This window comes from Bacterioplanes sp. CLAM21, assembly GCF_059641015.1.
The window spans coordinates 2,884,432-2,909,339 of the sequence record NZ_CM184929.1 but is presented as its reverse complement, the minus strand read 5'-3'; the positions used below and the strand labels follow the sequence as shown (position 1 = coordinate 2,909,339).

The following is a 24,908-nucleotide window of genomic DNA, read 5'->3' as shown; positions in this document are numbered from 1 at the left end:
GCTTTAGTCGATAGCGGCTATTGCAGCACAACTGGCTGAACCTTGGCTTAACTGGGTGTTCGACGTGATCAAACGTTGGCGTTTTCGTGTGCCATAGGTTCTCGCCGGGCTTGTGGTTGCAGTTGCATTACGTTGGTTGTTTAGATTACGACGAGCAATTGATGCATTAATGCTGGTTGATTATTTATCTAGCGGCATGTTCTAGTTCAATTGTGTCGGTATATTGTGATCGAAAGCTTTTTGCCATAGCTGGACTCAAGCCTATGAGTATCGTGGCGCTACTGTCCCAGCACGCTATTTCAAATAGAGCGTTATCTAGTTGAGGTTTTGGATTGGATGAATTCCAGTAATTTGGGTTGTCTTCAACCGTTGGTGGATTGTTAACCTCAAATCGAGTTCCTAGCGAGAATGCACTAAATACCGCCCAAATGAACTGAATGTTCTGCTGCTGTAACGACCTGTTCAAAGCTGCGCCAGTATGCCAGCCTTCTGTTATTGGGTAACCGTTGGTCTCAAGGTCTCTGATAAACCAATCGTAGTCGCTGCATGAAATATTCATCGCCGAAAAGACTTCTTTCATATTGGTGAAGAACGTCACTTGATCAGTTTTTTCCAGAATAAGATTTATAGCCATTCCTGTTACCAAATTATCTATTTGTTTTAGTATAGGACCGCCGGGAAGAATGCTGGTAATCAAAATTAAGAGTGCGGCAAAGACGTGTGGCAGATGGTGTGATTGTATCCTTCTAATGAAAATCATGGGATCTGCTGGCCAAGTTATTGAGCAAATGGCTTAAGTCGATCAACTTATAGGCAATAACATTCACAATGCCGCTGTTTTGATCTTTTTCAATGCGGCCATACACCTGCAATATGCGCGCGCTGACCAGAGTTTTTAACTGCTTTTGGGCGGTGCTGAGCCAGACCACCACATTGCTGCTGCCGCTTTCGTCTTCTAGGGTCACAAAGGTAACACCGGCAGACGTCCCTGGGCGCTGGCGACAGGTGACCAAACCGGCGACAAAACCTTCGCTGTCATGGGGCCTTTGCAGCAGTTCGCAGGCCTTCAGGCTATTGCCCAACTTGCCTTGCTCACGTAATAACTCCAATGGGTGTCGCCCTAGGGTGACGCCTAAGCTGTGATAGTCCTCCAGCAGATTTTCCACTTCATTAGGGGCTTGCAAGGGCCAGCTGGGCACCGGCTGAATATGACTGAATAAATCGTCTTGTATTGGCTCGGCCACTTGCCAGCGCGCCTGATAGCGATGTTGTGCCAAATCGGCAAAGGCATTGGCCGACGCCAGTGCTTGGCGTTGCTGACTGTCGAGTTGATTGAGCTGCAAACACTGCGCAATGCTGCGGTAGCCGTCTGCTGGCCTTTGCGCGAGTAATTGTTGGGCCACGCTTTTTTGCAAACCATTGACTAATCGCAGGCCAAGACGCAAGGCTGGTGCTCCATGGCCAGTTTCTAAGCTGTGCTCCCAGTCGCTGTGATTAATGTCGACGGGCTTGACGGTGACACCATGACGTTTGGCGTCGTTAATCAGTTGCGCTGGGCTATAAAACCCCATCGGCTGGCTATTCAATAAGGCACAGCAAAATTCGGCCGGATAATGACACTTTAACCAGGAACTGGCGTAGGCCAATAATGCAAAACTGGCGGAATGGGATTCAGGAAAACCGTATTCACCAAACCCCTGCAGCTGGCGCTGAATTCGCTCGATATACTCCAGGGTAAAGCCATTATTTAACATATTGTCGTGCAGCCGTTGCTGCAGTGTGTGCATATGGCCCTTTTTTTTCCAACTGGCCATGGCACGGCGTAGTTGATCGGCTTCCGCGGCGGTGAAATCGGCAGCCACCATGGCAAAGGCAATGACTTGTTCTTGAAACAGCGGAATGCCTTTGGTGCGTTTTAATATCGGCTTTAACGACTCCAGTGGGTATTCTTCGGCCTCTTCGCCATGGCGGCGTTTTAAATAAGGGTGAACCATATCACCATGAATAGGTCCGGGGCGGACAATGGCAATTTGTATCACCAAATCATAATAATTTTCTGGTTTTAGCCTAGGTAGCATATTCATTTGTGCCCGGCTTTCGATTTGAAAGACACCGACGGTATCGGCCTTTTGAATCATGGCGTAGGTGGCGGGGTCATCTCTGGGAATATCGGCCAATGTCATGGCTTGCTTAGCTGGGCTGATATAAGCCAAACAGCGGCGCAGGGCACTGAGCATGCCTAGGCTTAAAATATCGACCTTCATCAAGCCGAGGGATTCTAGGTCGTCTTTATCCCATTGAATAACACTGCGCTCTGGCATAGCGGCATTTTCGGTGGGAACCAGGGCATTAAGAGGCCCGCGACTGATCACAAAGCCGCCCACATGCTGAGATAAATGGCGTGGAAAACCTATGATGTCGGAGACCAGTTGCTGAAAACGCTGACGAGTGAGTGGTTCAACAGAGGCCGAAAATAACTCATCAAATGAGTTTTTATCACGATAGCGCCAGCCAAAATTATTCATCGCCCGCTCTAATAACAGTAAATCCAGCCCCAGCGCTTTGCCGATATCGCGAATGGCGCTTTTGCGTCGGTAGCTTATAACTGTTGCGGCCAGAGCGGCGCGACTACGACCGTAGGTGCGGTAAATATATTGAATGACTTCTTCACGCCGTTGGCTTTCAAAATCAACGTCAATATCGGGTGGTTCGTGGCGTTCTTCAGATATGAATCGCTCGAATAATAACTGTACTTCTTCTGGGTTGACCTCGGTAATGCCGAGGCAATAACAGACCACCGAATTGGCAGCGGAGCCGCGCCCTTGGCATAAAATATTTTGCTGACGGGCAAAGCGGACAATGTCGTAAATGGTTAAAAAATAGTGCTCATATTTTTTTAGCGCAATCAGTTTTAACTCTTTTTCGATAGTCTCTAAGGTGCTGTGTTTGGCGCCTTCTGGAAAGCGCTGCTCAATGCCTTGCTGTACCAGCTGGCGTAGGTAGGCGCCGGCTTCGATACCGTCTGGTAGGCTGTCGGTGGGGTACTGGTAGGCCAGCTCATCAAGGCTAAAGTGACAGCGGTTGGCGATTTCAATGGTGCTGTTAAGTAGCGCTGGCGGATATAAATGCTGTAATTTTTTTAGTGAGCGTAAATGGCGCTCAGCATTGGCGAATAAATACTGGCGGCAGTCGGCCACACTGAGGTTATGACGCAGGGCAGTCAGGCAGTCTTGCAATGGTTGGCGCTGTGGGTGATGCATATGCACGTCATTGGCACAGGTAAGAGGCAGCTGCCACTGCTGAGCCCAATCGAGGATGCGTTGATAACGCAGCGGGTCGTGCTCATCTAATAAACGTTCTGCTAACAGCCATAAACGGCCAGCAAAATGTTGCTGCAGAGCTTGGCGAAGGGTGTCATCCACATTATGCGGCTGCCATAACAGCAATAATTGCTCACTGTTGAGTAAATCGCGCCAATGAAATTGATAGTCGCCTTTATTGGCCTGCATGCGGCAGTGGCTTATCAGCTGGCACAGTTCCTGGTAGGCGGCATGGTTAGGTGCCAGCACAATAAAACGCTGCTTAGGGGTATAAAAGCTGCTGCCAATAATTAACTTGATCGGCAATTGCAGATCTTTAATAGCTTGATGGGCGCGTACCACACCGGCCACCGAGCACTCATCGGTTAGAGCTAAAGCTTGGTAACCTAAGTCGCTAGCACGTTGCACCAGCTCTTGAGGATGTGACGCACCGGTTAAAAAAGTGAAATTACTGCAGCAATGCAGTTCGGCAAAGGCAGCGCTGCTATCAGCCAAAGTAGCCATGCAGATACCAGTGTTGCTGATCGTCACGAAACACCCAGACATAACTTTGCCCTAACCAGGCGCGATAATAATCGCGGCGTACCGCCTGATGTTGCCACCAGCCCGCGCTGATGCGCTCTGGTCCGGGTTCGCACTGTTGTGGTGTGTCGCAGGGTTGCGGTTGTGGCAATAGCCACAGTGGTCGCACGCTATGGCGATAGTGGCTGGGTTCAGTCTTTTGACGGGATTTTGGCTGTTTGTTTTTTTGCGGGACGTTCTTTAAGCCTGATTTTTTTAGCTTGCTGTGCTGATGATTGCTGTTCTGGCTGTTGCTGGGCTGATCGTTGCTGTGTGGATAGTCGCTGTGTTGCGGCCAGCAGCTGGCGTATTCTGGCCTAGCGTCACCATCGGGGTGTAAACGCCGTAATTGCTCAGGTGCCAGTTTGGCTTGTAAGCGATTAAGCAGTGTTTGCCGGCCTTGCTGCGTTAATTCTGCTGGCAACTCGTTGCTAAGGCCCGTGTTGTTATCTGTTAATGATTGACCTGTGAGGGATATTTGTTGGCGCTGCTGGGCAACAAATTCGTCCACCTGCAATGTCAGCTGGGTGACCGGGGCGGGCAGATGCTGTTGCTCTAACTGATGTCTACACAAAAACAACAGCTCCTCTTGGCGATATTCGCTATGGGCAAATTGTATGCGCCAATGGCTGGTTGGCTGATGTCGATGACTGAGTTGCAGATTCAGGCGATGAGTGGCCAATTGCCGGCGCCATAAAAAACCGGCCAAACTTGCTAGCATACGGGTGAGGGGAAACAACAAACCATTTCTATGCTCCACTTCAGAGATAAACAGGCAGTCATCCTGAAATATTAACGGCGGTTTAAAGGCAGCCAGGGGCTGCTTTTGTTGCCCTTGTAGCTGTTGTAAAAACAACAGCAGCTGCGCTGATAACCGACTGGCAATATCGGCACTGGGTAGCTGTAACAGCTGTGCCAGGGTGCGAATGCCCAGTCGTTGTAATTGCAGTTGCTGCGCCTGGGGGAGTAGCAGTTCATCAATAGAAGCTTGCAGGCAGCGCTGCCAAACATTGTGCTCGGCGACGGGCTGTTCAAACCAATGATGGTAAGCCGCCAGTTTGGCTTGCATGGGCGTGGCGGCTAAGCCGGTTTGCAGTGGCCAATGCATGGCTTGAGCGGCTTGGGTCAGTTGCTGCCACAATGCCGGTACACTGCCAAATAGTTTGGCCATGCTGGCCACTTCCAACCAGAGGCCGTTGGGCAGATCGAGGCTGACATGGGCAGAAAAGCGATACGCCCACAGTGCTCTTTGCTGTAACCAGCGTTGTTGTTGCTCGAGCTGTAATCGCTGTACTTGCAGCTCTGGGCACAAACACCAGGCGCTGGCCAGTGGCATGCCTACCTCTATGCCGTGCTGTTGGGCACAGTCATTGATATCGAGCAGGTGTTCACCACGGTTGTCGAGTAGTGCCTGTGGCTGTTGTGGATCGGCCCCGCTGGCATGCAAATACAGCTGGGGAAAATACAGGTACAGCCAACGCATCAATGCACCTGGGGCAAATCAATATAAAAAGGCGGCAGAGGCCAGCCGCCGCGGCGCTTAAAGCACTCGATTTGCAGTTGCTGGGCTTGCTGGCGACGAACCCCGAGGCGTATGGCGGCGGGCGAGCCGCTGGCATCAAAGGGTGTTTGTGGCCATAACCAGCACAGTGAGTTGTGTTCGGCGGCGGCGGTTTGCAGACGCCGGATATGGGACTTGTGAAACTCTTGCGGCCAGCCCAATACGGCGCTGCAATGCGGACTGCGCAGGGCTTCTTCCATGCTCCAGATGGCTTGCTGATAGTTTTTGGGATGCACCAATAACAAACGTTCGCAGTTAATGCCTGCCATGCTCAGGGCGGTGGCATTTGGCAACAGCGGCGGTGCCACCCAGACAATCCAACGAGGCTGTTGGCTGAGTTGAGCCAGGGCTGGTAGCAATATGCTGAGCTCGCCTTGGCCGGGGCCAGTATGATACAGCTCATGTACGGCGCCGAGGTTCCAACCTCCACCGGGCAGCGCGTTATTCAATGCATCGTAGCCGGAGCTTAAGGTGGCGGCAGATTGCGGACGTTGCGCTTGCCAGACCTGACCTTGTTGCAGCATATGCTCGAGTGTCTTCATACTCGCACCTGTTTATTTGTACAGTGTGTGTTTTTATACAGTATTGCTGCTGGGCTGAAAAGTGCTGGCTGAGCCAAGGTTAAGAATGACAGCTACCTTTGCGTGCTGTGTGCTGTGTGCTGTGTGCTGTGTGCTGTGTGCTGTGTGCTGTGTGCTGTGTGCGGGGCAGCTTGCTTAGTCGGCGTCGTTCTCATGCGTTGACTTCTGCCGATGGGCCGCCGGAAAGACACTGTGCCGATCATGACCCTGTTTGGCTTAGAGAGGTTGGCAGTTGCTTCTCTAGGGCCTGTTAACACTATTTCGATCACGCTGTTATGAGATCAAAACCCTTCAATCAAGGCGCGAAGATGAATGTTTAACGAGTTAAATGAAGAATGAGAAAAACGAATTGAGGGATTTTCAGCCATATATCGAAGGGCTGGAGCCTATTTTCCCTGAGTCGCGTTATTCGTTGCTTATTTAACCCGTTAAATCACGCTCCTCATCCCTTATCTCAAGAAAAAGCTGACTTAAAGGTGAGGGATGGTCTGCTGGAATATTTTTGTACGCTGTGTGGTTTGATATACACTGCCGCCTCCATTTAATAAGGAGATGGAAATGGAATATCAAATAGTTTGTTTGGACAGCTCAAAAAAACTCGAGCCCTATGCAAAAGATCTGATTCATAGATCTGAGCAATTAATGGCGCAGCTGGTTGAAGTACTGCCGTTGGCAGATATTGATCTCACTTTGTGCATAGCAGGGCGTGATGAGGTAATACCCCATGGTATTGGTGGTTATACTCTATCAGAACATAGGGTCGAAATCTTTTTTGATACCCAGCGAGCAGATTTGCAAGACTGTATCGAACGAGATTATGCGTCTGTGTTGGTGCATGAAATGCACCATGCCGCGCGACTTCATGTGCAAGCGGCTACTGGCTCTAATCTTGCCAGTGCGGTGGTAAGAGAGGGATTGGCTTGTCACTTTGAGCAGACCATGACAGGCGTTGTCCCGTCACTGTTTAATCAACTGCTTGATCAAGACTGGCGCGAACTTTATGTGCGCATGCAGCCAGATTTGTATAGCCCATCGTTTGATCTGGATTATTACCTGCTGGGCAGTCGGCCAGAAGAGATGCCCCGCTATGCGGCCTATTGGGTCGGCTATAACATTGTGCTGGCGTATTTACAGCCGAATCAGCTCAGTGAATTGCAGTTAGTGGGTGTGGATGACGACCTACTGATTCATTTTGCTAACGAGCTGCTGTAATTATATCGGCCAGTGTAACGCTATTGATCATCAATAAGTCTTTTAGGAGTGAGTCCAGTGTGAGTTTTAATATGAATGTATTCTGTCGTATAGGGTGTTAAATTACATCATGCCATACGAACTTCAATAGCGCAGAGCGAATGGAATACGCCGTCCAGGCAAGATCCGTATAGAAACTTGCCTAGAAACAATAGGTGTAGAGCAAGTCGTACCGCTAGAGGGTGGTTGTATAACAGCTTTTTTTTTGAGATCTGTATCGTCCCTCTCATTGTCTGAGCATTTTTATTTAATAAATCTATGTAATAACTGCGCCCATGGTGTATCTTGTCGCGTTGTTTTAACTATTCAAATGCTTCTTTCCGGGTTTAAGATAACTAGGGCCAATCTAGCTTGAGGGTAACCGCTATGCCGTTCACTCCCATTCATATGGGGCCGGGTATTTTAATTAAGAGCTTACTGCGTGGCAGTTTTAGTTTAATGGTCTTTGGCTGGACCCAAATTGTGATGGATATTCAGCCTCTGCTGGTGATGTTAACGGGAGAAGGCCACTTGCACGGTTTCTCTCATACTTATCTGGGTGCTTCGTTATTAGCGGTCATAGCGGCTTTGTCGGGCAAATATTTGTCACAGTTGGGATTATGGCTGTTAAGACTAGAATCTTCCTGGCGCCAACCGATCCCCTGGTGGGTGGTTTTTATCAGTGCATTTATCGGCAGTTACAGTCATGTACTGCTCGATAGCATTATGCATGCAGATGTTGAGCCTTTTTTCCCTTGGAGCCTTGATAATGCGCTGTGGCGCTGGATATCGGTGGAACAGCTGCATCGTTTTTGTTTATACGCGGGTGTGCTGGGGGCCGCTGTTTTTTATGCTGTCAGTTTTTATCAGCGCTGCATACATCACCGCCGTTAAGAGGCTGTATCGGGCCTGTTAACATTTGCTGCTGCAAGTCAGTTTTTTGAGGCATGTAACGGGTTAAACATCACTCTTCGCGCCTTAATTGAAGGATTTTCAGCTCAAACAGCCAAATAGTGTTAACAGGCCCTAAGTAGGCCCTGTAATGCTGCTTTAAGGGTACTGGCGGCCTGACCATTAGCGGTCTGGGGTACCGTGCTGGCGAGCTGGTAAGCGCCTTCGATGCTGGCTATGGCGAAAGTGGCCAGGTGTTGAGCCCGTTCGTTTGCCAAGTTGTGGCCGGCTTCTTTTGCTGTTTCCTGCACGAGCTTTTGTAGCGTCATTAGTTGCTGAGCGATGACCGCTTGGTACGCTTGTCGAACGTCATCGTTGGCAACGGCTTGTGCGCCGATTAACACCCACACCGCCACGCTGCTGGTGCTGCTGTCTTTACCTAAGGCTAAGGCGGCATCTATGTAGGCTTCTAAGCGTTCACTGGCGGTGTTGGCCTGCTCGGCTCGTTGCTGAAAGCGCTGTAACAGCTGAGCGCTAAGTCTTTCTGTTAGTGATAATAAAATCTCCAGTTTATTGCTGAAGTGGTAATGAATGAGCCCGGGGGACAAGCCGGCTGCTTTGGCGATGCTATTGATTGAGGCTTTGTCATAGCCATGGTTAGCCATTGCCATCATCAGGCCCTGCACGATTTGCTGGCGGCGGTCGTCGCTGTTGGAGGGTCTTGCCATATTGGGTATCCGCTGCAGTAATTTGGTCATTTAACCAAATTACTTGACGAGCTAGAAGCGTCGGGTGTAGTTTGACAATAAGTTGGTTGACCAACCAATAAATGATGAAGGTTGATCTGCGCTGCTACGGTGCCCTGGTCAGATGGGTCTGATTGCAGGGGTTCTGATGCGCTGAAGGACGCTTCTAAGGTCACTGAACAGATCAATCCAACAAACCAGCGATCGGTTTGGTCGTGAAATAGAGATGTGGAAATGAAACAAGCAGATCTGACCCCTGGGGTAACGAGATTGCAGGTTGAACAATTTAACCATGCTGCGTTAACAGCCATGCGTCGGCAATGGTATGACACGGCCGCTCAATGGCAGGCCGATAGCAGTGCCCTTGATGAGACGTGGCAATTGTTGTTAACGAGTTACAGTCGCAGCGAGCGTCATTACCATGGTTTACAGCATATTCATCAGTTACTGACTTTGGCGCAACAATATCACGCTCATATAAAAGACTGGCCCAGTTTTTATTTTGCGATTTGGTTTCACGATTTAGTCCAGCAGGCAGGCACGGATAGTGAAGGCCTCAGCGCCGAATTGGCGCGGGAATATTTACAGCGTTTACAAGTGCCAAATCGGGTTATTGAAGGGTGTGAGCAGCTGATACTGGCAACACGAGACCACCATTATCAGGGCGATACGGATGTGCAGTTATTTGTCGATATGGATTTGTCCATTTTGGCGGTGGATCGGCCGCGCTACCAATCTTATGCCCATCAGTGTCGCCAGGAATACTATGTGCCGGACTTTGTATATCGCTGTGGTCGTCGACGATTTTTGCGCCACTTGCTGGCCCGTGATGCCATTTTTAGCAGCGATATTTTTCACCAGAACTTTGAACAATCGGCCAGAAATAACTTGCAGTGGGAACTCGATGAGTGGCTATCGCGTTGACTAGCGTGGCTTATGCCACGGCAAGTCAACGCCAAATCGATGTGTTACAAACGGTGTTCATTGCTCAGTTTGCTCACAACCCAATCGAGTGCAGCGTCAGTGGGGCCGAGGTAATCATCGATGCTGCGTTCAATCAGTACATCCGGATAGAGGGCATCTTGGTCATTGTTTTTAAAGCGGTACAGGCGTTTGGAGTAGGAGACCTGCCAGTTAGAATGGGGCAGAGTAAACATCCCCATGTCCTGATAACCACTAGGACGCGCGCCGGTAGGCTCGCCGACCAGCTGCGCATTTAATATTTGCTGAAACTGAGTGGCATTGCTCATGGCGGCAGAGTAAGTAACGTTGTCGGTGAGAACAAAAACGCCATGTTTCCAATCAATAGAATCGGCCAGCACTAATTGTTGTGCCAACATCAGGCCCACAAAAAAGTCACCGCCATAATTGTCGCGTAAATCAATGATGAGCTGGCGAGATTGCTGCTCATTAATGAACTCGAGTAGTTCTTCAGCAAAATCAGTCATCTCATCAGCGTCTGGGTAACGGTGAAAGCGAATATAAACCGAATTGTTGCTGCTGGAGGCGCCAAACCACAGGTGCTCATTGACCGTTTCTTTAGCAATAAAATCGCTGCTATTGAAGAAACTTAGCTCGTACTCGCGTCCGGCTTTGGTATTTTCTGCAGTGAGATCGACTGAAATGCCCTTATCACCTTGTTGCAGCTGGAACCTAGCCTGTTGGTTGCTAATGATCCCCAGCCCACTTAAAACATCTGCGACGCTCAAGTATTGTGCAACTCGGTGGCGTGTTGAATAGGGGTTATCGGCAAAGGGCACAATCGGTGCCAGTTTGGCTGCTAGCTGCTGTGCTGAAACACCTTCTATGGCAACCAATTGGCTGCCTAATAAGTGCTGGTAGGCTTCGGAGCTGGACGTTACATAGAACTGTTGACCGATGGCACTGAAGCGAACGGGAAAGCTGTTAATACTGGAACCTCCCCATAGTGGGAAGGCGGTATGGCTATCTTGCAATGCACTGGTTAAGCGCATGAGTCCAACCAGTACTTGAGTGTGGCTAAGCTCTGGTAGTTGCTGTTTGAGTAACTGCAATTGCTGTTGGAAGTAGTATTTGGGCAGTGAATGGTGCAAGTCGATATGCTGTTGTTGCAGTTGGTCGGCGTAATAATCCAAATCATGCTGCCACTGTTTCACTTCTTGTTCTGGCAGGGCTAATGACAATTGGCTGGATAACCATAAAAAAATCAGTAGCGCAGTGCGCATGACCTTCCCCATTTCTGTATTGTGATAAATAGAGGCTAGCGACCTTAGCTTGAATATCTCTGATACTCAATGGCCGTGGGCATAGGGCTATTGTTCGCTGTTGTAGAACTCAGTTTGCTCTGAAAAAATGGCAAAAGCCTGGCGGTTTGCCGTATTAACCCGTTGCTTGAACTGTCGGTATTGCAAACCAGCGAGTTAATGGCAGAGTAGCAATCCCTTGACCTGCTGGATGAAGTGGCAGCGCCGTTTGCTCCACATAAGCGCCAACCGTTCACGCCAGCGCTGGGTCAATGATATTCGGCGGCGCTATCAATGGGCGCCGCCGCTGGCACTACAGGGCTAGTTGGCTGGTGTTACCGTGTCGATAAAGGCAAAGCTCAGCTCATCACTGCTTTGCTGGAAAGAGTCCAGAATAGCATCAGCCATGAGCGGCACCAGAGTTTTAATCAGCTCTGACTGCTGCTGACTAAATCCCGCCTCCTGGCGTGTGCTAAACAGCAAAATAAACTGTTTGTGCTGTGGACAACGAAACGGATAGCCAACAACTTCAGTCGCTAGAGTATTTTTATGCAGCTCTCGCAAAAAACGTTCATCATGGCGACTAATCGCAAGTTGGCGAATGTTTGTCAGTGAAAACCACTGTTGATTGAAGCTATTGATTAGCTCCTGGCCCAACGCCTTATGGGGTGAAATGCTGCGGTGATGCCAGTCCAGGTCGAGGGCGGCTGGAGCCGAGTGGCTTAGCTTAATGCCGTGTGGCTCAACCGCGACCAGTCCTAACCAGTTAATTCCCAAAGCCGAGCGACCACTGTCAAACAGCTGGGCAAGTTTGCTGTGGGTGTCGGCTGGCTGGTGAATATTTTTTACCAGGTCGAGCATCAACTTTGCGCGCGCTGATAACTGGTTAAATGCCTGTTGCAATTGACGCGTTTCGGCGCTGCCGTCTTCTTTTATTTGCAGACCATAGTGGCCCAAAGCAACCTGCTCGCACGCCTTAGCAGTGCGTACTATAGGGCGCACAACACGCCATGACAGCAGCGCTAATAGGATTAATACCAGCCCCACCAAAATACCGACTACTAGGGTCTGTCCATGGTCTTGTTGTTGCGCCAATTCAGTCGTAGCAGTCTTTATGCCTTGTTGTAGCATCCGGCTTTGCTCAAGCAGTGAGTTGCTGTGTTTTAGCACCTGTTCTGCGGCCCACTCTAAGCGTGGCTCTTTAGGGTCACCTAACGACTCAGCGAAGGTCTGCTGGAACTGCTGCCACTGTTGCTGCCAGTTGTGTGCCAGCGTTTTTGCGTCGTTTGGATCGCTTATCAAAGGTAAGCCTAGCAACGCACTGTCTGCGCTTGGTTGCAAGGATTGCTGAGTTTTTGCAGCGTCATCGAGGCCCTGTATGGCCTGTAAAAATTGTTGGTAAAACACCAACACGTCGCGGTTGTAGCTGTCGTAATCGCGCGGTGCATTGGCTTTGTAATGACTGGCCAACTGCTCCAATGTCTGGATTTGGCGTTCTAGTTCCAAGCTGCTGTTATACCAAGCTGCGAGATTCTGCTGCTGTTGGCTAGCTTGCTGTAGTGCTAGGCCTGCCAGCAGTACCACGCTGATTATGGCGGCGGCTGCCAAGGTAAATATGGGCATTAAACGGGGTTGGATGAGCACTCGGTTCTCCTGCAACAAGGTTGTGATGGCGACTTAGTCGTTGCCGCTGTGGATGTCTTACAACGCCCTATATTTTTTTATTAGCCGTACGTTTGTTGCGGAATAGAGGAAGTGTTTACGTGATCAAAGAGGGGCGTCAAAGGCTATCAGTGGATAGTGGGATTTACGGTTTGTTAACCCATCAATCGGTGCGCAAGTATTAGACGCCTATCGCAGCCGATTTGTCAGGATGGCATGGTAAATCGCCGTTGAGAACAATGTGGAATGACGTGCAAATGCAGTTTTTAAGCGGTCTAGGCTGGCACTTGTACCTATCGGAGCAAGGAGCCTCCTCGATGAAACACTCTGCAAATCCTTTCAATCATAATAATCAAGCAAATAATGTTATCGGCCGTTTCGGAGCGACTGCGCTGCTGTTGTCGGCATTACTGGGTTGCCCGCTGCACTCTGCTCAGGCGAAAGAACTTGAGCCTGCCCATAGCTGGGATCGCACTGTAACATCAGATAGAGCGCCACAGCCTGCCACGACCTTGCCACCATTACTGGAGCAAGATAACGCCAATTGTTCCTTGCAAGAACTGGCAGCTATGCCTCAGGCGTCACTGATAGACGCCATTCGTGCGGCCAACAGTAGTTGCTTGAATTCGTTGTTCTCTGCCTCAGGACAGACGGCGCAGGGGCTGTTCAATGAGGATAACATGGTGGCGCTGGCACAAGCGTTAGAGCAAGATGCTCGGCAATATAGCGGTACTCCGCAGCAGGGCTCTCGTGGCTTAGTGCTGTTTTTGCGTGCCGGGTATTACGTGCAGTTTTATGGAGGCAATATACCCGATTACACCGAGCGATTATCAGCTCGGGTAAACAGTGCAGTCGCTCTATTTACGAATAAATCAGAGTTCTATCAACTCAGTGAAAGCAATGCCGAGCTGGTGAGTGAAGTGGTCACCCTGATTGATAGTGCCGAGTTAAATTTTGACTATTTGCCGAAACTTACTCAGCTTTTCTCTGCGCTGAGTGAGAGGCAAGCGGATGGTTACTGGGCACCTCTGGCCGTTAATAATGTGCTGACGGTGTTTTTCCGCGCACACTACCTTGATAATGCACAGGACTGGTTTGCAGCCCATACCGACGTTATTGATGATTTGGCGGCCATGGCGGCACGCCAGGATTTAATCGCTAGCGGTGCTGAATATGTTGTGGCCAACGCTGCAGCTGAAACAGCACGTTTTTATCAGTATGGCGATGCGTTCAATAAGCACATTGATGCCATATTGAAAGACATACTGAAGCGTTATAGCTTTCAAGGTAACGGTGCCAAAGTTTGGCTGGCCGCTGCTGATATGATCGATTATTTTCTGCCACAGCAATGTCAGGAATTTGGCTTGTGTGGTTTTGTAGATGATATCGAAAAAACCATTCTTAGTATCAACCACCAGTGTTCTGATCAGTTTACGATTAGAGCGCAAAGCCTAACATCTGAGCAACGTGGTTCTGTCTGTGCGGACTTGGCGACATTGCAATCCCGCTTTCATCAATTATTTAATACCGCCGGGATGCCAGTGGATGACGACTATAACGAACACCTAGAAGTTGTTATTTTTGCTTCGTCTGATCAATACCAGCTGTATGGCGGTGTGCTGTTTGGTATCAGTACCAATAACGGTGGTATTTATTTGGAGGGCGATCCTTCCGATATCAACAACCAAGCACGCTTTATCGCTTACGTAGCCGAGTGGAAATCAGAGTTTGAAGTGTGGAACCTGATGCATGAGGCGGTGCACTACCTGGATGGCCGTTTCAATATGAAAGGCGACTTTAACGATACCATGTCAGCTGATACTGTGTGGTGGGTTGAAGGCATTGCCGAATACGTATCCAAGCTTGAAGATAATGCCGATGCCATTGATGTTGGACAGCAAAAAAGCTGGAATTTAAGCCAGCTGTTCTACACCACCTATAATGATTCCTCTAGCCGAATCTACGATTGGGGATATTTAGCGTCGCGTTATATGTTTAGCAATCAGCGCGAAACCGTCGATGATTTACTGATGCTTACTCGGGCAGGCGATTACAGCAGTTATCAGACCACCCTGGATGCCATCGGTAATCGCCATGATGGTAACTTCAATGGCTGGCTAGACTGTTTAGCCGCTGGCAGTGATGACTGTGATGATGGCAGCGATCCTGTTGGTGAGACGCTGTTGTCGGAAAGTAATATCGCTAGCAACTATTCACTCTGGCGTTATGTCTGGGTACCAGAAGGATATGATCGAGTTATGGTGACTAGCGTCGGTGGTGAAGGTGATCTGGATATATTCGTCAAGTATGATGGCTGGCCTTCAACGTCAGATTACGACGCTAAGTCGACACAAGCTGGCAATAATGAGCAGCTAGATCTATCAGCCCGCAGCGGTAATTACTTGCATATCTTATTGCAGGTGAACGAGGCTATCTCGGATGTCAGTATCCGGGTCACGGCAACACCCAGTGCACAGTAGTCATCGGTAGTCGAAAAAAGGCTCCATTTTCTGGGGCCTTTTTTCTTAGGTCGGTTCTCTCTAATTTGATCACGCTATCATGAGCGGACCATTTCTGAATTAAGGTACGAAGAGCAATGTTTAACAGAACAAACATCGCTCTTCATGTCTAACAAAAACTAACGCCAGCAGCAATGGCACTACATAGCGCTTATCGGCCGAAGCAGCTCAGGCGGAAAAAACAATCATGTGAAGCGCTGATATCATTCACTTGCCTGATCGCCCAGTCGATAATCACAGACTCCATCTGGAAAGGTCGACTCCAATTGAGCTTTAAACGGGCGGGCATCCATGGGGTAATAAAGCCCAGATTCAATGGCTTCAGACACTGGCCGTAAATGACAGAACAAAGTGCTGGCTCTGGCATCGTCGCCTGCTACCTGGCGACTACTTTGAAAAAATGGAAATTGCTGTGTGCAGCGCCCGTCAGGCTGGCGATTCCAGTCGCCATTCCATACATCAGGGCCGCTGGCGATAAGTTCGCCTTCAGCGTCCAAACAGCGATCATCGGCATAATCTGGTATCTGCTCTGGTGTTTGATGAAAGCGTGTATCCAGCCAGCGCTCCATCGCCTGTAACGCATCCCAGCGGGCGTCATAGGATGGGTCTGTTATCCATATGCTCTGGAACTGACGATGATTATCGTTGGCTTTTTGGATGCGCGCTCTGGCAGAAATAGCTGACCAGCTATGATGAATATCGAGTTGTGGGTCACGGTAAGGCCGCACATCTATGATGGGAATATCGAGCTGGCCGATAAACACATTACCGCTATTGTAAGCCGCTTGAGCGGCTGTCAGGCTGCCTTGACGACGAGGAGCCAGATTCATCGCCTCACCATTGTGAGTCATATTCATTTCGCCATAGGGGGAGTAGCGCTGCAGTGAATCATCGCCTGATACCAGCCATAAACGTTCTAGTTGCATGTCGGCTTGTGCTTTCCAACTGCCAATTTTTTGGTTGATATCAAAAAAGTGGTCGGCACTGATCAGCCCCTCAACCCAGGCCGTGAGCCCGTATTGAACGCCGACGTTGCTGGACGGAACCGGGGCTCTGCCATCACTGTCGGTACCATACACATCGCGGTTATCCTGCCAATGAGTCCAAAATGTGGTGTCATTAACGGCTTTGGCATAACGCGAATAATGACTGTTAAATTTAGGATTGTTGATAAGCGCTGTTGAACCACGCCAAGCATAATTGCATTCAGTGGCGCCAATAGGGCGTGGAGGAAACTCTAGCCGCATACTGCTGGCGATGGTGTTGAGGTACTCTACTCTGGGCTGCAGCTGATCATTGTATGCTAGGCCTTGTACATAATGGCGATGTTTTGCTGAGCGCCAAAAATCTTTGTCATTGGCTAAATGATCAAAGTAGTACTCCATTAATTCGCAATCGAGGCCATAACTAATTTGAGTGACCATGTCGGGGTAGGCGATGATAGCAACGCCGCCATCAATTAATCCCGGCCGATTTTGGCCGAGAAGGTATTGCTGTAAACCGCCGCCAGAGTCGCCAAAACCTATGGTGTATAATGGCTCACCAAAACGTCCAATAAACTGGCGCTTAACCCTGAGAGCTGTGTCCTCTTGCAAAGTGATATTGTATAAATTATCGGTCTCGGTTCCGGTTGAAAACAAGATAGCGTAGCCTTTTTCTAGCGCCGGTCGCATGTCGCGCAATAATCTTCTTAGTCGCGTTCTTCCTTGTTGAAAACCAATGCCAATGGCGCCTTTAAAATGATAAATAGCCCGACCATTCCATTGACTGAGGTCGGCTGCTTCTGGGCGATCAAGCTCTGTAGTCGGCATCAAGAGGGCATACACAAAGCGGTTAATGGTGCCTGTTTCTACTCGCACCAGCAGATCAGCGTCTATCGGCTGGGCATGTTGTTGAAACTTGCGTGGCTGGTTGTTGTTGCTGGAGTAATACCGCAGCTGAGTGGGCAGTCCACAATCCTTGCTGTAACCAACAATAGGATCTTGCAGCATGCCCAAATCATTTTCTGCAAATACTGGTGTGCCAAGCCCTTGCTGATTGTCGATGACGGGTTGTCCCAGGCCAGACTCATAGGTCTGGCATAAAAAAGGATACTGTTTACTGCCAGCAAACAATGCCTCAGCAGGGCCCACTTCGCCCCATGCAATTGGAAAGGCTACGATTTCTTTTGGGCGTTCAATTGCTCTGGGATGTAATCCAGAATAGGGCGGTAGATTAGCTTTGTGGTAACTGGGATCTGTGGCAACGACCTTAGGCCAGTCTTGATCTAGCTTTAGCTGACTGATCAGCTGCTGCTTGATCCATAAATAACCGGTGGTTAAGACGGTAATGGAGATGAGTAACAAGATAATCAAACTATTGCGAAGAATAACGGGCATAGGCACTCCTTGGCGGGGTAGTTTAAGCAACCATGTCTGTCCAGCGCTTACAACAAATTATGGCCCTGATTTCGTTAGCACATTGCCGGCTACGAATAACCTTATCGAGAAGCAGGTAGCGGCAGAATGGGGCTCTTTACACTGATAAAACGGCTCATTATAAAGGTGTGGTTGGCCATCGAAAGCTTGTCAAGAAATCGTGCCATGGGACAGATATCTGGCTGATCACACGATCACTGAATAGAAGTTGCTATGCTGTGATGATCACCACCTTGGCCTGAGCGTATGACTGATCTGTGCCTGTTTCCTATTCCTAATTGTGTGACTTTCCCGGGCACTGTCTTTCCGCTGCATGTCTTTGAGCCACGCTATCGCCAGATGATTGACCACTGCTTATCCGAGCGTATGCCAGTGGCCATTTGTCATACCAAAGCCTTGCTGCACGAAGCCCCTGAAGCAGACACGCTAGAGCAGGCATTGAGCAGTAATCAGGCTACCTACCGGCCTTATGAGGTGGTCAGTGCCGGACAGTGCGAGTTGCTGCAGCGCACTAAAGATGGGCGTATGTATTTGCGCGTGTACATAGATCAGCGCTATCGCATCGAGCAGGTAAAACAGTGGCTGCCTTACCAGGTATATAGCGCCCATGTGTTAGCCGATGAGGCTATCAGCGATGCCGAACATTCAGAAAACTTGCTGCTAAAAGACAAAATCATCCATCGTCTGGCTGCCTTGGCCCACGACGTGGACAGCGTGCAAAGGTTACTTAATTCAGCCGATTGGCAGCAAAAAACGCCGCAACAATTTAGTTTTGAAGTTTTTGGCGTGGTTCGCTTTGATGCCGATATTCTACAGTCCATCCTTGAAATGACCCGGGCCAGCGATCGTCTGCAGTTTATCCTGGATCTGCTAAATGACGTTTAATTGGGTGCTGATACCCGCTCTAACAACGAATCGGGCAAGGCCTTATCCGGTTGGCTATAGTCGCACACTCCGTTTGGAAATATTTGTTGTAAACGCTGTTTGAACGGCTGCATATCAATGGGGCCGTACATGCCTTGCTCTATGGCCTGATCGATGCTGATGAGGCTGCATTGAAACGTCATGCCGGCGATATTTTCCCCCGCCACCTGGCGCGACCCTTGATGGAAAGGCATTTCTTGGCTGCAGCGGCCCTCGGGTTTGCGATTCCAATCACCGTCCCAGACATCATCGCCGGCGGCGATGGTGCCTCCTTCACCGTCAAAACAACGATCATTGGCCAATTCTGGACGCGCTGTTTGCCAATCTTTAGTGGTTTGATAATTGCTCAACCATTGATCCATCACGGTGATGGCATCCCACATTGGGTTATAGGGTTTATGGCTGATCCAGATAGGCTGCATGGTGATGTCTGAACTGGCATCGAGAATGCGTTGGCGGCTTGAAAGCGCGGCCCAGGTGTGATGAATATCAAGCCTGTGGTCCAAATACATGCGCACATCCATAACCGGAAAATTCAGTTTGCCTAAAAATACATTGCCCGATTGATAGGCCGCCCGGGCGGCTGGCAGATTTCCTTGATAGCGGGGGGCTATGTCAACTGCCAAGCCGTTATGGCTCATATTGTGCTCACCGTAGGGGCTGAATCGATACAAACGAGGGTCACCGCTAATATGCCAAAATCGTGCATTGGTCATTTCTTCGGCGGGTTTCCAGCTACCAATGCGGGCGTTGATTTCAACAAATTGTTCACGATTGATATCACCCTGGCGCAGGGCCGAAAGGCCATACTGTACACCGTCATTGCTCCACACCGACGGCGAACGACCGGTATTGTCAGTGCCATAAATATCACGGTTATCCTGCCAATGAGTCCAAAACATATGCTCTCGCACGGAGCGACTGAAACGGAAATAATCACTGTGAAATTTAGGGTTGTTGACTAGCGGCACTGAGCCACGCCAACCTTTATTACATTCAGAGGCGGGCGGCTGAGAATCAGGCCAGTGACCTTTGAGTAAGGAGGCTGCATCGGTCAGCCAGGACAGTCTGGGGCGGTAGTCGTTACTGACGGTGAGTCCCATCACTGCCTGGCGTTTTTCTGGCTGGCGCCAGAACTGACGGTCGCTGGCTAAATGATCAAAATAATACTCCAGCAACTCGCAGTCTAAGGTGTATTGGATTTGCGTCACCATGTCAGGGTAAGCAATTAAAGCGACGCCGCCATCAATAATTCCTGGTTGATTTTGAGCGTATAAATACTGCTGCAGGCCACCACCAGAACCTCCGATACCAATGACATACTTAGGCGCGCCAAAACGAGCGCTGAATTGGCGTTTTACACGCAGTGCGGTGTCTTCTTGCAAGCGAATATTGTAGGTATTGTCCGTTTCGGTTGCGGTGGAATAAAGGATGGCATAACCCTGATATAAGGCCTCTTTCATGTCGCGGGTGAGGCGGCGAATGTCGGTTCTTCCTTGTTGAAATCCAATGCTGATGCCACCGCGGAAATAATAAATGGCTTTACCATTCCAGCGTGATAAGTCGGGTTTTTCGCGTTGGTCTTGTTTGCTGCTGGGCATTAACAAAACATAAATATGGCGGTGAATGGTGCCAGTCTCTGCACGTATGATCCATTGTGCATCGTCGGGAATACTGTCATTCGAACCATCGACACGCAAAGGAAGTTTTCTATCCGATCGGCCAGCCGGTTGGTATAAATAATGATGCCGCGTGGGTAGTTGGCAATCTTTACTGTACCCAATAATTAATTCAGAGCGTTTGCCTTCTGCGTTTTCTGCAAATACTGGTACCCCCCAGCCTTGCTGATTATCGACCATAGGCTGGCCCAATTTAGATTCTTCGCTCTGACAGGCAAAAGGATACTGAAGTGGGCCGGCGAATAGCGGTTCTAGTGGACCAAAAGCCCCAAATTCAATGGGGTAGGTGAAATTGTCGGCAGGTCGTGAGCTGGTTGCTGGGTGTGGGCCGTTATAAGGTGGAAGATTTTTTACCAGGCTGCCAGGTGGTGTTGCTAATACCTGAGGGTAACCTCGATCCAGGCCGATTTGGCGGCGAAGATCGAGATAATACTGGTAGCCAAACCCGCTGCCTGCGGCGATGCACAGTAACAACAGTAACACCAGCTTGCGGCCCATAGCCCACCTCCTGAGTCTGTTCCTGACATCAGTCTAGTGCGAGACAACATCATTGCTGCGCCGACATTCTGACGGCGAGCGACCACTCACAAGGTAGGAGCCGTATCATGGTCGGTGTCGCCATTTAAAGCGGCAAAAAAGTTTTAAAGAATTTTCGGGCCAACCCATACTTGTTGTGTATTCACAAACTCTAAAATGCCGTGGGGGCCTAGCTCGCGGCCAATGCCAGAACGTTTGATGCCGCCGCTGGGTAAACGAGGATCGGTTTTAACGATGCCATTAATAGCCACTTGGCCGACTTCTAACTGACGTGCCATGGCTTCACCACGTTCCGGCTGAGTCCAGATGGCTGCCGCTAAACCGTATTGGCTGTTATTGGCCAGGGCAAGGGCGTGTTCCGGGTTGTCGGCTTTTAATACCGCAGCGACCGGGCCAAAGGTTTCTTCTTGGCAAACTGACATATCGTTGCTGACATCGCTTAACAGAGTGACGGGATAAAAAAATCCATCCCCCGGAAGTGGCTCACCTCCGAGCAGGCAACGTGCGCCCGCAGCAATGCTGCGATCGACCTGATTAGCGAGTTGCTCGCGTAGATCGGCTCTGGCAATCGGGCCGATGCGATTGGCAGGGTCACGAGGATTGCCGACCGGCAGTGTTTCCAACTCACGGGCTAAGCGCTCAACGACCTCATCGTACACGCCAGCTTCAACAATAATGCGTTTGGCGGCAATGCAGGACTGGCCGGCATTAATAATGCGCGATAGGGCAATGGTGGGAATGGCTTCATCCAGATGGGCATCGTTAAGCACAATGGCCGGGTCTGAGCCGCCTAGCTCAAGTACAAAGGGTTTTAGTTCACTGGCAGCAATGACGGCCACTTTGGCACCGGCAGCGCTAGAGCCGGTAAACGACACCGCCATCACATCCGGGTGGCGAATGGCGCTGGCGACATCGTCGTTTTTAAGTGGTAAGTTCAAAAAAATATTGGCTGGAGCACCGGCTTTATAAAAGGCCTCTTGCAAGGCTTCGCCGCAGCCCGGTACGTGCGGATCGGGCTTCATTAAGCAGGTATTGCCGGCCATGAGTGCCGGTGCACAAAATCGAAACGCCAGCCAAAAAGGCGCGTTCCATGGCAATACTCCCAATATTGGCCCAAGTGGTAGATGTTGCACATAGCTGTGACTGGCATCCGATGGCAGTGATTGAGGCGTTAAATACTGTTCGGCATGTTCGGCGTAGTGCTCGGCACACCAAGCGGCTTTTTCCACTTCGGCCAGAGCTTCATTAATGGGTTTGCCCATTTCATCGGTCATCAATAGAGCGTATTTTTCTTGATCGGTGCGCAACTCTGATGCCACTGCTTTTAATACCTGGGCTCGCTCTACAAAGCTGGTGTGTTTCCAGGATGCATAAGCGTCTTTGCTGCAGGTGATGCGATCATTTAATTCCTGCCCGGCAAGGGCGGCAAATTGATGTAGTGGTTGGCCTGTGGTTGGATTAATCACAGTCAGCATTGTGCGCTCCTTTAAATCGGGTGTGAGCGATCTTTAACGGCTAGGTCGTCGCTTTGGGTTTGTGACTTTTGAGTGGTAGTTGTCGCTTTATTTTTTTTCTTTTTGGGATTGCCGATATGGGACACACGATCATCGGTCAGCTTGGTATCCACGCCGTTGGGCTTGATGACGAAGTCTTGATCAACATCAGAGAAAAAGGAGTCGCAGCCATGTTCAGTGATGAAAAAGGTATCGGAGATGCCGCAGGTTTTATCGCCTTCTACACCCCACATCCAGGGAATGATATGAAAGGTCATGCCGGGTTTTAATACCGTAGAATCACCTTGTTTGAGACTGACGATATAACCTTCATCCCAGCTTGGTGGAAAGGCGATGCCGATGGAGTAGCCCGAGCGGGTGATGAGCTGAGCACCAACGTCGTTGTCGACAATAATCGTGCGCACTAAATTATCAGCATCAGAGACCGTCATACCGGGGCGCAGCTCTTCACGTACGCGGCGCAGGGCATATTTCATGGTTTCTTGAGCTTTAAACATGGCATCGGACAATTCGCCGCAAATCACCGTTCGCATCATGGCCGTATGGTAACGGCGGTAGCAGCCACCGACTTCTAAAAAAACATGCTCACCCGCTTTGACCTCGCGACCTTCCCAAGTGGCATGGCCTATCATGGTTCGTGGCCCAGAGGTGACGTAGGGCATGACCGCTGGTGGTTCTCCTCCGGCGCTGAACATGGCTTGACTGATGGCCGCACCGATGTCATTTTCCGTAACACCCGGGCGGGTGGCGTCAATGCCAGCCAACATGCCGGCCCGTGTGGCCACGGCGGCTTTACGCATCGCCTCCAGCTCGACCTCGGATTTCATCGCACGACCTTGCTCGACAATGCCAAAGCAATCCATCAAGCGGCCGTCGGTAAACGTGGTGTGGATTTGGTCTTGATGATAGGCCGGCAAAAAATAACTGTTGCGCTCGTAACCCAGGTTTTTGCCTTGCAAACCAAATTCACGCAATGCACCCACTAACATTTGCACCGCATCACCGGTGTCTGGATAAGGTCGAGTTATTTCCACCCAGGTGCGGGCGTGAATATTCGATTCTTCCAACTTGCGGGTGATCATAAAGGGTTCATCGTCGAGCGGTACCACCAGGGCTTGGAAGAAGGAATACCCCGTGGTCTGATAATCGGTTAAATACATCAGATTTTCTGGGTCGGAAATAATTACCGCATCCAGCAAGCGCTCGTGCATACGTTCACGCAGTTCACGAATACGTCGCTGGTATTCACTAAAAGGAAAGGTCATATCATCGCGTTCACGCATCACTAGCCCTCCTTGATCGCGCTGCTAATCGCGTTGGCCAAAATATCCAGGCCTTGCTGTAATTGCTCAGCTTCGATGGTCAGTGGTGGAATTAATTTCACCACGCGTCCACCCACGCCACAGGGGCCGATCAGCAGGCCACGTTCAAAACATAGGGTTTGCACGCGCTTGGCCAAGGCGCCATCCATTAAGTCAATGGCTTGCATCATGCCTTTACCGCGCACAGAAAAATCGTGATGCGGGTGATTATCGGCAATGGCTTGTAAAGCACTGGCCATAAGCTTGCCATTTTTGCGGGTTTGCGCCATCAAATCGTCATTTTCGAAATAGCTGAGCGCTACCTTACCCGCCACAAACGACAAATTTTGGCCACGAAAGGTGCCGGTATGTTCACCTGGGTTCCAGTGCTTATCGTGCTCTGGTTTTATCAGGTTAAGGGCCATGGGCGTGCCAAAACCACCAATGCCTTTGGCTAAGCAAACGATATCGGGATCAAGGCCCATATCATCAAAACTAAAATACGAGCCAGTGCGGCCACAGCCAGCCTGGATATCATCAATGATTAATAATGCACCAGTGTCTCGCGCCAGTTGTTGCAGCTCTCGCAGCCACTCTTGACTGGCGACGTTAACGCCGCCTTCGGCTTGAATGGCTTCGACCAAAAAAGCGGCCGGTTGCTCAAAACCGCTCGAGCTGTTTTCAAAACCTTCACGTAGCGTCTTTAGGCAACCCAGGCCGCAGCCTTGGGTATTCTCGAATGGCGCATGTTGAACATGGGTGAGTGGCACACCGGCGGCGCCGCGAAAATACTGGTTGGCCGTGCAAGCCAAAGCCCCTAGGGTCATGCCATGAAAACCTTGGGAAAAGGCAACAATGTTATGTCGGCCGGTGACGCGACGGGCTATTTTTAACGCTGCTTCAACGGCATTGGTGCCGGTGGGGCCCATAAACTGCAGCTTGTGTTGCATGCTTCGGGGTTTGAGTACTAGCTCAACAAAGCTTTCAATAAATTCGCGTTTGGCGGTGGTGTACATGTCCAGACTGTGAGCAACACCATCGGACTCGATATAGCGAATAATGGCTTCTTTCATACGGGCATTGTTGTGGCCAAAATTCAGCACTCCAGCGCCGGCAAAAAAATCGATATATTGTTTGCCATTCTCGTCGGTTTGCACGGCATTTTGGGCACTTTTAAATACCGTAGGGTAAGCCCGGCAATAGCCGCGAATATCCGATTCCCATTGCTCAAAAATGTGCATGT

17 protein-coding genes are annotated in these 24,908 nt (G+C 50.0%); 5 read left to right on the top strand and 12 right to left on the bottom strand.

The window, feature by feature from the left end:
* Window positions 1–184 precede the first annotated feature (184 nt).
* The 4 genes from AC55FS_RS13185 to imuA are packed head-to-tail and all read right to left on the bottom strand — an operon-like array spanning window position 185 to window position 5,984.
* Window positions 185–760, bottom strand: a complete 576-nt coding sequence (locus tag AC55FS_RS13185) for a hypothetical protein (RefSeq protein WP_496932718.1) — start codon at window positions 758–760, stop codon at window positions 185–187.
* On the bottom strand, window positions 747–3,824 hold the full coding sequence (locus AC55FS_RS13180) for an error-prone DNA polymerase (RefSeq protein WP_496932717.1): 3,078 nt from the start codon (window positions 3,822–3,824) through the stop codon (window positions 747–749). Before AC55FS_RS13180 ends, AC55FS_RS13185 begins: the two co-directional genes overlap by 14 nt.
* Window positions 3,808–5,364, bottom strand: coding sequence for a Y-family DNA polymerase (locus tag AC55FS_RS13175; RefSeq protein ID WP_496932716.1), 1,557 nt, complete (start codon window positions 5,362–5,364; stop codon window positions 3,808–3,810). Before AC55FS_RS13175 ends, AC55FS_RS13180 begins: the two co-directional genes overlap by 17 nt.
* Window positions 5,364–5,984, bottom strand: a complete 621-nt coding sequence (gene imuA / locus AC55FS_RS13170) for a translesion DNA synthesis-associated protein ImuA (protein WP_496932715.1) — start codon at window positions 5,982–5,984, stop codon at window positions 5,364–5,366. Before imuA ends, AC55FS_RS13175 begins: the two co-directional genes overlap by 1 nt.
* Window positions 5,985–6,581: 597 nt before the next feature.
* Between imuA and AC55FS_RS13165 the strand changes: the two genes are divergently transcribed.
* On the top strand, window positions 6,582–7,235 hold the full coding sequence (locus AC55FS_RS13165; RefSeq protein ID WP_496932714.1) for a DUF2268 domain-containing putative Zn-dependent protease: 654 nt from the start codon (window positions 6,582–6,584) through the stop codon (window positions 7,233–7,235).
* 405 nt (window positions 7,236–7,640) lie between these two features.
* Window positions 7,641–8,147, top strand: a complete 507-nt coding sequence (locus AC55FS_RS13160) for a metal-dependent hydrolase (protein WP_496932712.1) — start codon at window positions 7,641–7,643, stop codon at window positions 8,145–8,147.
* A 122-nt stretch (window positions 8,148–8,269) separates the two neighbouring features.
* On the opposite strand, the gene AC55FS_RS13155 is transcribed toward AC55FS_RS13160, so the two are convergent.
* Complete coding sequence (locus AC55FS_RS13155) at window positions 8,270–8,872, bottom strand: TetR/AcrR family transcriptional regulator (RefSeq protein WP_496932711.1); 603 nt, start codon at window positions 8,870–8,872, stop codon at window positions 8,270–8,272.
* 252 nt (window positions 8,873–9,124) lie between these two features.
* On the opposite strand from AC55FS_RS13155, the gene AC55FS_RS13150 reads away from it, so the two are divergent.
* Window positions 9,125–9,814: an HD domain-containing protein gene (locus tag AC55FS_RS13150; protein ID WP_496932710.1), complete on the top strand. Its 690-nt coding sequence runs from the start codon at window positions 9,125–9,127 to the stop codon at window positions 9,812–9,814.
* 44 nt (window positions 9,815–9,858) lie between these two features.
* On the opposite strand, the gene AC55FS_RS13145 is transcribed toward AC55FS_RS13150, so the two are convergent.
* Window positions 9,859–11,094 (bottom strand): S41 family peptidase, encoded by a 1,236-nt coding sequence (locus AC55FS_RS13145; RefSeq protein ID WP_496932709.1) that lies wholly within the window; start codon window positions 11,092–11,094, stop codon window positions 9,859–9,861.
* Window positions 11,095–11,433: 339 nt separating this feature from the next.
* Window positions 11,434–12,756, bottom strand: coding sequence for a HAMP domain-containing protein (locus AC55FS_RS13140; protein WP_496932708.1), 1,323 nt, complete (start codon window positions 12,754–12,756; stop codon window positions 11,434–11,436).
* Window positions 12,757–13,091: 335 nt separating this feature from the next.
* On the opposite strand from AC55FS_RS13140, the gene AC55FS_RS13135 reads away from it, so the two are divergent.
* Window positions 13,092–15,254 (top strand): M9 family metallopeptidase, encoded by a 2,163-nt coding sequence (locus tag AC55FS_RS13135; RefSeq protein ID WP_496932707.1) that lies wholly within the window; start codon window positions 13,092–13,094, stop codon window positions 15,252–15,254.
* 242 nt (window positions 15,255–15,496) lie between these two features.
* Here AC55FS_RS13135 and AC55FS_RS13130 read toward each other — a convergent pair whose 3' ends face one another.
* Window positions 15,497–17,671, bottom strand: coding sequence for a DUF6351 family protein (locus tag AC55FS_RS13130; protein WP_496932706.1), 2,175 nt, complete (start codon window positions 17,669–17,671; stop codon window positions 15,497–15,499).
* Between the two features lie 285 nt (window positions 17,672–17,956).
* On the opposite strand from AC55FS_RS13130, the gene AC55FS_RS13125 reads away from it, so the two are divergent.
* Complete coding sequence (locus tag AC55FS_RS13125) at window positions 17,957–18,595, top strand: LON peptidase substrate-binding domain-containing protein (protein ID WP_496932705.1); 639 nt, start codon at window positions 17,957–17,959, stop codon at window positions 18,593–18,595.
* Here AC55FS_RS13125 and AC55FS_RS13120 read toward each other — a convergent pair.
* The 4 genes from AC55FS_RS13120 to AC55FS_RS13105 form a co-directional block, all read right to left on the bottom strand.
* Complete coding sequence (locus AC55FS_RS13120; protein ID WP_496932704.1) at window positions 18,592–20,811, bottom strand: DUF6351 family protein; 2,220 nt, start codon at window positions 20,809–20,811, stop codon at window positions 18,592–18,594. The two genes, AC55FS_RS13125 and AC55FS_RS13120, sit on opposite strands and share 4 nt — an antisense overlap.
* 143 nt (window positions 20,812–20,954) lie before the next feature.
* Entirely contained in the window at window positions 20,955–22,325 is a 1,371-nt protein-coding gene (locus tag AC55FS_RS13115) for an NAD-dependent succinate-semialdehyde dehydrogenase (protein WP_496932703.1), read from the bottom strand.
* Between the two features lie 11 nt (window positions 22,326–22,336).
* Window positions 22,337–23,647 carry an ectoine hydrolase gene (doeA, locus tag AC55FS_RS13110; protein WP_496935970.1) on the bottom strand — a complete coding sequence of 437 codons (1,311 nt, stop codon included), beginning with the start codon at window positions 23,645–23,647 and terminating at the stop codon, window positions 22,337–22,339.
* A 2-nt stretch (window positions 23,648–23,649) separates the two neighbouring features.
* Window positions 23,650–24,906 (bottom strand): aspartate aminotransferase family protein, encoded by a 1,257-nt coding sequence (locus AC55FS_RS13105; protein WP_496932702.1) that lies wholly within the window; start codon window positions 24,904–24,906, stop codon window positions 23,650–23,652.
* Between the last annotated feature and the right edge of the window lie 2 nt (window positions 24,907–24,908).